The 429-nt window shown below is 64.3% G+C and carries 1 protein-coding gene; it reads left to right on the top strand.

Features of this window, described 5'->3' with window-relative positions; genetic code table 11:
* Positions 1 to 55: 55 nt before the first annotated feature.
* The coding region (locus B3T77_RS15625; protein WP_292080753.1) for an endonuclease domain-containing protein at positions 56 to 429 on the top strand (374 nt) is incomplete at its 3' end.

The raw sequence follows: 429 nt of genomic DNA on the forward strand, positions 1-429 counted from the left end.
TCCGATCCCGCGAAGCGGTGGAGGGGGCCGGCCGCGTATGCGGTCCATGACGCAAATGACCTACGCACCTAAGAAAACCGTCGCCCGCGCCCGCGACCTGCGCCGCACGATGACCCTGCCGGAAGTTCTCCTGTGGCAGCACATCAGAGGGCGCCGGCTCGACGGCATTCGCTTTCGCCGCCAGCACCCCATCGGTCCGTACATTCTGGACTTCTATTGCGAGGACGCTCGCCTTGCGGTCGAGGTGGACGGCGAAAGCCATTCCCAAGCTGAGGCGGTGGAGCACGACAACCGGCGGACAGAATGGCTCAACGCACGCGGCATTTCCGTCCTTCGTATTCCGGCGCGCGATGTTTTGAGCGAACTGGCTGCTGTTGTGGACCATATTCATCGGCAGGTGCGCGATCAGCCCCCTCCACCGCTTCGCGG

The organism is Brevundimonas sp. UBA7838, assembly GCF_002500885.1.
GTDB classification, from domain to species: domain Bacteria; phylum Pseudomonadota; class Alphaproteobacteria; order Caulobacterales; family Caulobacteraceae; genus Brevundimonas; species Brevundimonas vesicularis_C.